Genomic DNA, 2,139 nt, shown 5'->3' with positions numbered 1-2,139 from the left:
GGGCCGGGGCAGTTCTCGCCCTCGGCGATATCGATGCGAGCACGGTCGCGAGTACCGGGGCCGAGATAGGCGCGACCATAGCGCGGCACCTCGACGTCACCGAACCCGCGTCGTTCGCGAGCTTCCTCGCCGAGGTCGAAAAGACCTGCGGCCCTGTCGATGTGCTGATCAACAACGCGGGCATCATGCCGGTCGGCCGGTTCACCGAGGAGTCCGACGAGATCACCCGCCGGATTCTCGGCATCAATGTCTACGGGGTCCTGCTCGGGACCAAGCTCGCGCTGCCCCCGATGCTCACCCGCGGCCGCGGCCACATCGTGAACATGGCCTCGATGGCGGGTGAGAACCCGACGCCGGGAATGGCCACCTACTGCGCGAGCAAGCAGGCGGTGCTCAGCTTCACCGAAACCATGCGCCTGGAACACCGCGGCACCGGCGTGCGGTTCTCCGCGGTGCTGCCGACGTTCACCCGCACCGAGATGATCGCCGGAACTCGCGCTCCGCGTGCGTTGCTCGCCGAACCGGCCGACGTCGCCGCCGCGGTCGCCGCCCTGATCGCCCGGCCACGCCGACGTGTCTCGGTCACCCGCACGGCAGGTGTTCTCGCCGCCGTCAACAAGCTGACCCCGCGCCCGTTCGGTGAGTTCATGGCTCGGCGGCTGGGCGTGCACCGCACCTTCATCGATGTCGACCGCGATGCCCGTCGTGCCTACGACGACCGGCTCGCGGCCGACTGAGGGCTCAGGTGCGCGACAGGATCACGACCGGAATCTCGCGTTCGGTCCAGGACTGGTAGGCATCGAAATCGGCGTAGAGGCCGGTCAGCAACGGCCACAGGCGCTGACGCTCGCCGGCGTCGGCCACGCGGGCCAGCACCGGGTAGTGCTCGCTGCGGACCCGGACATGGGCGTTCGGATCCGCGAGCAGGTTCCGATACCACTGCGGATGATTCGCGAGGCCGCCCTGGGAGCCGACGATGACCAGGTCATCGCCGTCGACGAGATAGAGCAGCGGCGCGGCGAAGATCTTGCCGGACTTGCGGCCTCGATGTTCGAGCAGCAGCGTCGGCACCGGGCTGCGGAACCCGGCACCGATGCGCCAGGTACCGCCGACGCGGCCGTTGGTGCGGCGATAGACCCACGCCTGTGCGCGCGACCCGTATCGGATGATCCGGGTCGTCATCGGCGAGTTCAGCCCTTTCGGCTGATTCTTCGGCATAACCATCGTCCGCACGCTACAGCGATCGCGGATCGGCGATAACGGGGTCGATCATTTCTTGCGACGCTCCTGCGCGATCACCTTGCCGACGGTGCCGTCGAGCTTCGTCCCCGCGGGCCAGCCGACATAGTGGCACAGGAACAGGGCGATCTCCCGCAACTGTTCCTCGGACAGCTCCCCGTTGCGCAGAGCGGCACCGATCTGGATCTCGGCGACATCGACATTGCCCTGCGCGGTGAGTGCCCCGAGCAGCAGCAGCCGACGCTCGCGCACGGTCAGGGCCGGCCGCGACCAGATGTCGGCGAACAGGTGGTCGGCGGTGACGGCGAAGTGCTCGCCGGGGCCGTCCTCGAATTCCCAGCCGTAGACCTCGGCCATCTTGGCCAGGCCGCGCTTGCGGACGTCGGCGGGGGTTTCTCCGTGGGCGGTCATGAGATCTCCTTGTCGAGCGCGGGTTCGGCGACGCCGAGTCCCTCGGCGAGACGGGCGAGGGCCAGTTGCGCCAGTGGCAGGTCGACCGCGAGCCGGTCGCCGAGGTCGAGCGCGAGCGAGAGGTCCTTCTCGCCGAGATCGCGCACATGGCCCAGGATGGGGAACCAGAAGTCGTCGGGGTCGATCGGCGCGGTGGTGTCGCGCAGCATGATCGCACCCGGCCCACCGGTCACCGCGTCGGAGTGGCGAACTACCTTGCCGAGTGCGGTGAGACTGAGCCCGGCGGCCTCGGCCAGGCGCTGCGCCTCGGTGGCCGCGGTGAACGAGATGAAGTGAAGGAGATTGCGCGCCAGCTTCATTCGTGTTCCCGCGCCGACCGGACCGGCGTGCACGACGAGGTCGGAGAAGCACCCGAACGGCGGCCGGATCCGGTCCACCGCGGCGGCGCTACCGCCGACCATCACGGCCAGGCTCCCCCGGGTCGCGCCG

The 2,139-nt window shown here is 69.1% G+C and carries 4 protein-coding genes; 1 reads left to right on the top strand and 3 read right to left on the bottom strand.

What is annotated here, in order from left to right; all coding sequences use genetic code 11:
- A partial coding sequence (locus tag ACFWF3_RS33375) for an SDR family oxidoreductase (RefSeq protein WP_379317930.1) occupies positions 1-737 on the top strand: 737 nt, incomplete at its 5' end.
- A 4-nt stretch (positions 738-741) separates the two neighbouring features.
- Here ACFWF3_RS33375 and ACFWF3_RS33370 read toward each other — a convergent pair.
- From ACFWF3_RS33370 to ACFWF3_RS33360, 3 genes are all read right to left on the bottom strand, one after another.
- Positions 742-1,218 (bottom strand): nitroreductase family deazaflavin-dependent oxidoreductase, encoded by a 477-nt coding sequence (locus tag ACFWF3_RS33370; protein WP_378993004.1) that lies wholly within the window; start codon positions 1,216-1,218, stop codon positions 742-744.
- Positions 1,219-1,269: 51 nt separating this feature from the next.
- Positions 1,270-1,650 (bottom strand): carboxymuconolactone decarboxylase family protein, encoded by a 381-nt coding sequence (locus ACFWF3_RS33365; RefSeq protein ID WP_378992738.1) that lies wholly within the window; start codon positions 1,648-1,650, stop codon positions 1,270-1,272.
- The coding region (locus tag ACFWF3_RS33360; protein WP_379317928.1) for an NAD-binding protein at positions 1,647-2,139 on the bottom strand (493 nt) is incomplete at its 5' end. The genes ACFWF3_RS33360 and ACFWF3_RS33365, both read right to left, overlap by 4 nt.

The sequence above is a fragment of the Nocardia sp. NPDC060220 genome, assembly GCF_042727815.1.
Taxonomy (GTDB): domain Bacteria; phylum Actinomycetota; class Actinomycetes; order Mycobacteriales; family Mycobacteriaceae; genus Nocardia.
Note: the sequence above shows the minus strand (reverse complement) of the source record. Positions and strands in the feature narration are given on the sequence as shown.

What these genes read in the sequence shown, in the direction of transcription:
- ACFWF3_RS33370 (WP_378993004.1), bottom strand. Translation starts at nt 1,218, where the DNA reads ATGCCGAAGAATCAGCCGAAAGGGCTGAACTCGCCGATGACGACCCGG.
- ACFWF3_RS33365 (WP_378992738.1), bottom strand. Translation starts at nt 1,650, where the DNA reads ATGACCGCCCACGGAGAAACCCCCGCCGACGTCCGCAAGCGCGGCCTG.